General features: G+C 44.7%; 6 protein-coding genes and 6 tRNA genes. 9 read left to right on the forward strand and 3 right to left on the reverse strand.

What is annotated here, in order from left to right; genetic code table 11:
- Positions 1-100 precede the first annotated feature (100 nt).
- Positions 101-177 (forward strand) — tRNA-Asp (locus KIO97_RS25770).
- A gap of 68 nt (positions 178-245) precedes the next feature.
- Positions 246-322: transfer RNA gene (locus tag KIO97_RS25775), tRNA-Trp, on the forward strand.
- 577 nt (positions 323-899) lie between these two features.
- Here the strand turns inward: KIO97_RS25775 and pssA are convergent.
- The gene (gene pssA, locus KIO97_RS25780; protein WP_012126555.1) at positions 900-2,240 is read right to left on the reverse strand and encodes a CDP-diacylglycerol--serine O-phosphatidyltransferase; all 1,341 of its coding nucleotides are present in this window, start codon (positions 2,238-2,240) and stop codon (positions 900-902) included.
- Positions 2,241-2,311: 71 nt separating this feature from the next.
- Entirely contained in the window at positions 2,312-2,743 is a 432-nt protein-coding gene (locus KIO97_RS25785; RefSeq protein WP_012126554.1) for a GNAT family N-acetyltransferase, read from the reverse strand.
- 101 nt (positions 2,744-2,844) lie between these two features.
- On the opposite strand from KIO97_RS25785, the gene murB reads away from it, so the two are divergent.
- Both murB and birA read left to right on the forward strand, forming a co-directional pair.
- Positions 2,845-3,888 carry a UDP-N-acetylmuramate dehydrogenase gene (gene murB, locus KIO97_RS25790; protein ID WP_285384335.1) on the forward strand — a complete coding sequence of 348 codons (1,044 nt, stop codon included), beginning with the start codon at positions 2,845-2,847 and terminating at the stop codon, positions 3,886-3,888.
- Positions 3,885-4,850: a bifunctional biotin--[acetyl-CoA-carboxylase] ligase/biotin operon repressor BirA gene (gene birA, locus KIO97_RS25795; protein WP_045372896.1), complete on the forward strand. Its 966-nt coding sequence runs from the start codon at positions 3,885-3,887 to the stop codon at positions 4,848-4,850. Before murB ends, birA begins: the two co-directional genes overlap by 4 nt.
- 16 nt (positions 4,851-4,866) lie before the next feature.
- Here birA and coaA read toward each other — a convergent pair whose 3' ends face one another.
- On the reverse strand, positions 4,867-5,790 hold the full coding sequence (coaA, locus tag KIO97_RS25800; protein WP_285384336.1) for a type I pantothenate kinase: 924 nt from the start codon (positions 5,788-5,790) through the stop codon (positions 4,867-4,869).
- Between the two features lie 206 nt (positions 5,791-5,996).
- On the opposite strand from coaA, the gene KIO97_RS25805 reads away from it, so the two are divergent.
- From KIO97_RS25805 to KIO97_RS25825, 5 genes are all read left to right on the forward strand, one after another.
- Positions 5,997-6,072, forward strand: a tRNA-Thr gene (locus KIO97_RS25805).
- 52 nt (positions 6,073-6,124) lie between these two features.
- Positions 6,125-6,209: transfer RNA gene (locus KIO97_RS25810), tRNA-Tyr, on the forward strand.
- A gap of 35 nt (positions 6,210-6,244) precedes the next feature.
- A tRNA-Gly gene (locus tag KIO97_RS25815) sits at positions 6,245-6,319 on the forward strand.
- 13 nt (positions 6,320-6,332) lie between these two features.
- Positions 6,333-6,408, forward strand: a tRNA-Thr gene (locus KIO97_RS25820).
- A gap of 101 nt (positions 6,409-6,509) precedes the next feature.
- Positions 6,510-7,011 (forward strand): GTP-binding protein (locus tag KIO97_RS25825; protein WP_285384337.1); only part of this gene is annotated, 502 nt, incomplete at its 3' end.

Below are 7,011 nucleotides of genomic sequence, written 5' to 3' on the forward strand. Positions count from 1 at the left end.
AGAAGTGAAACGAATTAGCGTCGATGGTAGTGTGGGGCTTCCCCATGTGAGAGTAGAACATCGCCAGGCTTTAAATTTAGACTTTAGGTCTAACCAGTGCGGAGCGGTAGTTCAGTTGGTTAGAATACCGGCCTGTCACGCCGGGGGTCGCGGGTTCGAGTCCCGTCCGCTCCGCCACTTATTTCAAAGACCTCGCTTTTGCGAGGTTTTTTTGAATCTACAATGTGATAAACTGTAGTTTCTACAGGGGTGTAGCTCCAATTGGCAGAGCAGCGGATTCCAAATCCGCGTGTTGGGAGTTCGAATCTCTCCACCCCTGCCATATTCAAGGCTCTAGTCGAAAGACTAGAGCCTTTCTCGTATTTGTATCTTAAGGCCAAAGAAGTGGATTCCCCTGATACTCAAAACAGCGCGCCTTGGAAGTTGGGGTGCCAGCTCAGTCGAATCTCTGGAACGCCAGCCCGGTCCACTCCTGCCATATTCAAGGCTCTAGTCGAAAGACTAGAGCCTTTTTCGTATATGAAGAAAAGAATACCAGTTTAGTTGAAAGTGCATCTGATTCCCCTAAACCCAAAATAGCGCATGCTGGAAATTTGAATCCCACGGGGAAAAGGGTTTTGTTCATACCCTAATATTCACCCCTTCGAGGAGAAGTATCGACGCAGGAGAGACACTGAAAGCCTTCTTATTTACTCGATCTAGCTATTTCCCTCCAAAGTAATCCAACGTTATTGCCTATGAGCCATTAGAGGGGATGTCATAGGGAGAGTTTGTTTATTCGGGGCTTATAGGCCTTGTTGTTCTCTGCGAGTTTTAGTTGCCCTTACCTCCCAAGCTACCAGTAATAAAAAAGCCCAGTACTTTCATACTGGGCTTCGTTATGACTTTAGCTAGACTTCTTAAAGAATACGTTTAAGTACCCCATCAGCTTTGATTCGAGTGATCTTGCGAACTAACTTCTGAACACTTACCGGGTAGTCTTCTACTTTTTCTAGTTGCTTGTAGGTGCAAATAAGCTGAGTATGTTCAAGAATGTTTGCCACTTCTTGTTCAAACTTATCTGTCATCTTGGCGTAGTTATCTTGTACCAATAGACCATTTTCTAGATCCAGTGACCATGCACGAGGGTTCAAGTTATTACCAGTCATCAGCATGTAGCGCTTATCTACCCAAATGCCTTTTAGATGGAAACTGTTGTTATCGTGCTTCCAAAGGTGAATAGATAGCTTACGAGCAGCAATGCTAGCTTCATTTGCTTTTGCAAAACGACGTAAGTTGAGTTCGTATAGATATGGTAAGCCACCAATAGTCTTAAACTCTTCTTCAGGGGAGATGTAGAAGTCGTTAGCAGTTTTGTCACCAACCACTATTGTTACTTTTACGCCTCGTTTCATTGCACGTTTTACTTCGCGATTAATTGCTTTCGGGAAGTTAAAGTAAGGAGTGCAGATAAAGATTTCGTTCTGAGCTGCAGCAAGTAGCTTAACGATTTGTTGATTGAGTAAATTACGACGTTTACCTAAACCGACTAATGGCGTCACCTTCACTTCTTCTTCGCTAGCAATTTCTGGTTCAAACTCATAGTTTGCACGTGCAAGTGAAGAGCGAAGTTGGCGAATGTCAGCTTTGATTTCTTTGGTTTCAGGCTTATCTTTGCCTGCTAAGTCGTTGACAGCAGGATGAGCGATCATTTCGTCTTGAATGAACCTCACCATAGAGTCTGCTAACGTTTTATGCTGAATGACATGGTAGCGGTCGAAACGGTAACGATCGTTGTACTGAAGGTATACGTTGTTCAGGCTTGCACCACTGTAGATCACGGTGTCATCTACGATAAAACCTTTAAGGTGCAGCACACCAAACACTTCTCTACCACGCACTGGAATACCGTAGACAGGAATAGAATGTTGATATTTCTTTGCGAAGGCTTTGTAAAGTGCAGCATTACCTTCTGACGACTCTGCGCCAATGAGACCACGTTGCGCTCGGTGCCAATCTACACAGATATTGATGTCCAATCCAGGATTGCGCTGCTTCGCTTCATAGAGCGCTGTGAAAATTTCACGGCCAGCTTCATCATCTTCCAGATATAGAGCGACTAGGTAAATTCGCGACGTTGCTTTGCTGATCGCTTCAAGAAGACGAGTTCTGAAAGTATCTGCTGCATGCAGAACTTCAAAGTCTTCAGGCTTAACTGCGAGACTTGGCAACTGTTCGAATGGGTTCCTACTTACTATCATACCGGTGTGAGTACCTTAATTAAGTGCAATATTGCGAACCTGACATTTTACCAAAGATATGATTTCTCTGGCTACAAAACCACACCCTTTGAGGTGTGAGAAGTAATGAATTGCATTGGAATGAGATCTTTACCACTCTCTACATAACGCAAATAAGCCATTTTTAATGAATTGGGAAGCTCTGTGCTCTCGATGGTTTTGAATCCATGTTGTGCGTAATAGTTTTCTAAATGGCTAAAAGCAAAGCAATAGTCGCCATCATTGAAAACTTTGCTTGTGCAATGTTCAAGCAGCGCCCCTCCCACACCTGTCCCCCTATATTCTGGCACAACGAGCATACCGGTTAGTAGGCGTGACTTCTCTACCGTCTTCATTCTTAACAAAGCGACGATACTGTTGTCGATACTGGCTGTAATGATTAGCTCGTCTCGTTTTGCCCGTCCAGCGGGATAATGGGCTTTATACAACCTCTTAATAAGAGGAAGTTTGATTGGATTTAACACTTCTATGATTAATGAGCTAGGTATTGTCACTGCGGCTAAAAGATAACTAATGTAGAATGTTCACAGTTTAAGAGAATCTCATCAGGCGTTGCAAATCCACTATGGAAATTAAGAAACACGCGAGCCTTAAGGCTTTCCACACATTTGGTATCGAACAAACCTGTGCGTACCTGGCGATTGTTGAGTCAGTAGAGGACGTAAGACAACTTTTCCAAGACCAAGCTTATCAAGGCATACCCAAGCTCTTTCTGGGGAAGGGCAGCAACATGCTGTTTACTCAACCTTATGAAGGTATGGTGATCATCAACCGTTTAATGGGTAAAACGGTCACTGAAACCGACGAGCATTACTTACTACACGTTGAAGGTGGGGAAGATTGGCCGAGTTTGGTTGCGTGGAGTGTTGAGCAGGGTATGGGGGGGATGGAGAATCTCGCTCTTATTCCTGGATGTGCGGGTTCTGCTCCTATCCAAAACATCGGAGCTTATGGCTTAGAGTTACAGAGCATTTGTGAGTACGTGGACATTCTTGACCTTCACAGCTTTGAAACAAGGCGAATGACCGCTAACGAGTGCCAGTTTGGTTATCGTGATTCTATCTTCAAGCACGAACTGTATGAAAAGTGCTTTATCACAGCGGTGGGTCTGAAATTGCCGAAGCAGTGGAAGGCGATCAATCAATATGGTCCTTTGCAGAGTATTCCAGAGGATAAGTTAACTCCTCTCGCTATCTTTGAACGTGTATGCCAAGTGCGTATGGAAAAGCTGCCTGATCCAGCGAAAGTCGGCAATGCGGGCAGTTTCTTCAAAAACCCTGTGATCAGCCAAGATCATTATGATCGCCTAATTCAGCAGCACAGCAATATGGTGGCTTACCCAGCACAGGGCGGAATGAAGGTCGCAGCGGGATGGTTAATAGACCAATGTGGTCTTAAGGGTATATCGGTCAATGGTGCTCAAGTGAATCCATTGCAAGCTTTGGTGTTGACTAATGTTGATAACTGCAGTGCTGATGATGTGGTCGACTTAGCGTCTCTGGTGAAAAAGACCGTTTGGGATAAATACCAGATTGAACTTGAACACGAAGTTCGTTTTATGAATAACAAAGGTGAAACCAATCTAGCTGAGATTGAGGCTAAACAATGAGAAAGGAACACTCTGTAAAGCTGCATATCCTCAAGTCCCTTAGCGATGGAGGTTTTCATTCTGGAGAAGGCTTGGGGCAAGAACTTGGGATTTCTCGAGCTGCGATTGCTAAGCACATTAAAGGGCTTAATGACTGGGGCGTTGATATATACCGTATCCAAGGACGTGGTTATCAGTTAGCACAACCTTTGCAGTTACTCGACGAAGAGAGACTTCAAGCTCAACTGGATACTCCTCTCGAGCTTATTTCCGTGATCGACTCTACTAACCAATATCTACTCGATCGAGTCAATGATTCTGTGAAAGGGCGAGTCTGCCTAGCAGAATATCAGGCGAAGGGGCGAGGGCGACGTGGTCGTCAATGGATATCGCCTTTTGGTACAAACTTATACTTATCCATGTACTGGCGTTTGGATGCTGGTATGGCAGCGGCTATGGGGTTGAGCTTGGTTGTTGGCATTGCCGCTGTGGAAGCTATCGAAGAGTTGGGTATTCAAGGCGTTAAACTCAAATGGCCGAACGATATCTACTACCAGGATAAAAAGCTCGCGGGTATCTTAGTGGAAATGTCTGGGCAAGCAGGCGGTGCAGCGCATCTGGTTATTGGTATGGGGCTTAATATTGGTATGCCAGACTTGCAGCCGGACATTGATCAGCCTTGGACAACTTTGAATCAAGTTAGTGATGGTTTTAGCATCGACCGAAATGACCTTGCTCTCAAGTTCATCAAACATTGGAAGATGGCATTAGAAGAATACGAAATGACGGGATTGGCCGGTTTTGTTGAACGTTGGAATCGTTTAGATAATTTTATTGGTCGCCCAGTGAAGTTACTAATGGGCCCAAGAGAAGTGCATGGCGTTGTGAAAGGCATTGACCAACAAGGCGGTGTTGTTCTAGAAACCGAGAATGGATTGGAGACCTACATTGGTGGTGAGATCTCCTTAAGAAAAACGGAATAGAGCGATCAAGCTAGCATTACTTTCTCAGTGATACTTTATCAACCAAGTGGCTTGGTCCTTTGTGTAAGATAAGATGGGCTCTTTCTCGAGTGGGAAGAATATTATGCTCTAAATTGAGTCCATTAATATCATGCCAAATTTGCTTTGCCTTACTCTTTGCTTCTTCCACTGAGAGCTGAGTGTAATGACTAAAGTACGAGCCAGGCTTGGTAAATGCCCCTCTACGAAACTTCAAGAAGCGCTCTACATACCATTGCTCGATGGTTTCGGTTTCCGCATCCACATAAATAGAGAAATCAAGAAAGTCTGAGACAAACACACGATGAGGATCATGCGGGTAGTCCATACCGCTCTGTAGGACATTTAATCCCTCGATAATAAGTACATCAGGGCGATCTACTTTCTTGCGCTCTTCAGTGATGTCATAAGTAATGTGTGAATAAACTGGGACTTCTAAATTCGGCTGACCGGCTTTTACATCGGAAACGAATTCGACCAAGCGCTTAATATCGTAAGACTCCGGGAAGCCTTTACGATGCATGATACCTTTCTCTTCCAATACCTTCTTTGGATATAAGAAACCATCCGTTGTTACAAGTGCAACTTTTGGGTGGTTCTCCCAACGTGATAGCAAAGCCTCTAGAAGTCGCGCGGTCGTACTCTTACCAACTGCCACACTGCCTGCGATACCAATAACAAAGGGTGGGGCATGTTCTTCTGTGTTGAGAAATTGCTGAAGTACCGAGTTACGGCTTTGGCGAGCCTGAACGTACAGATTTAAAAGGCGAGACAAAGGAAGGTAGATCTCTACCGCTTCCTCCACAGTGAGGTTTTCATTAATGCCTTGAAGCGCAGTTAAATCATCTTCAGATAGTGTCATTGGAACAGAATTACGCAATTCTGCCCATTCGGCACGGTCAAATGACAAAAATGGACTCATGGGTCTCTTTTATCCTTGGTTTCATAGAGAGCAAGAACATACAACAAGCTCCGTGCAAAGCAAACGACAAAGCTCGAAAGTTTGCTTTAAAAAGCGAGGTTTGTATGATTTTGCAGCAATTGATTCTAAAAAGTCTAATTTTACGTTTTTTTTTGAAATAGCTATTGCAACCTAGAAAATCATTCAATAGAATGCGCACCACTTATGCCGACTTAGCTCAGTAGGTAGAGCAACTGACTTGTAATCAGTAGGTCACCAGTTCGATTCCGGTAGTCGGCACCATTCTTTCCTGTTTCTTAGGGAAACAATTGTAGTAAGAATGGCTTGAAATTTTGGAGGGGTTCCCGAGTGGCCAAAGGGAGCAGACTGTAAATCTGCCGGCACTGCCTTCGATGGTTCGAATCCGTCCCCCTCCACCATATTCTTTAGGAAATAGCTCTCAGAGTTACGTGTTGCGGGCATCGTATAATGGCTATTACCTCAGCCTTCCAAGCTGATGATGCGGGTTCGATTCCCGCTGCCCGCTCCACTCTAATTTGAGTGCTGATATAGCTCAGGTGGTAGAGCGCATCCTTGGTAAGGATGAGGTCGGCAGTTCGAGTCTGCCTATCAGCACCAGCTCTCAAAGTTATTTCCTTTTGATATAAGATTTACCAATTATCTTTTTTGGTTGCGTGGTCAATTCGGGCCACCTAAATCCGTACCTAGAGGGACTACTCATGTCTAAAGAAAAATTTGAACGTGTAAAACCGCACGTAAACGTTGGTACTATCGGCCACGTTGACCACGGTAAAACAACTCTAACAGCTGCTATCTGTACAACACTTGCTAAAGTATACGGCGGTGCTGCTCGTGACTTCGCATCTATCGATAACGCTCCAGAAGAGCGTGAGCGCGGTATCACAATCGCTACTTCTCACGTAGAGTACGACACTCCAACTCGCCACTACGCGCACGTTGACTGTCCAGGACACGCGGATTACGTTAAAAACATGATCACTGGTGCTGCACAGATGGACGGCGGTATTCTTGTAGTTGCTGCGACAGATGGTCCAATGCCACAAACTCGTGAGCACATCCTACTAGGCCGTCAGGTTGGTATCCCATACATCATCGTATTCATGAACAAATGTGACATGGTTGATGATGAAGAGCTACTAGAACTAGTAGAAATGGAAGTTCGTGAACTTCTATCTGAGTACGACTTCCCAGGTGATGACC

Origin of the sequence: Vibrio sp. B181a, assembly GCF_030248375.1 — a bacterium.
Taxonomy (GTDB): Bacteria; Pseudomonadota; Gammaproteobacteria; order Enterobacterales; family Vibrionaceae; genus Vibrio; species Vibrio campbellii.

Excerpts from the sequence above, each read along its gene's own strand:
- coaA (WP_285384336.1), bottom strand. The coding sequence starts at position 5,790 with ATGAGTCCATTTTTGTCATTTGACCGTGCCGAATGGGCAGAATTGCGT.
- pssA (WP_012126555.1), bottom strand. The coding sequence starts at position 2,240 with ATGATAGTAAGTAGGAACCCATTCGAACAGTTGCCAAGTCTCGCAGTT.
- birA (WP_045372896.1), top strand. The coding sequence starts at position 3,885 with ATGAGAAAGGAACACTCTGTAAAGCTGCATATCCTCAAGTCCCTTAGC.
- murB (WP_285384335.1), top strand. The coding sequence starts at position 2,845 with ATGGAAATTAAGAAACACGCGAGCCTTAAGGCTTTCCACACATTTGGT.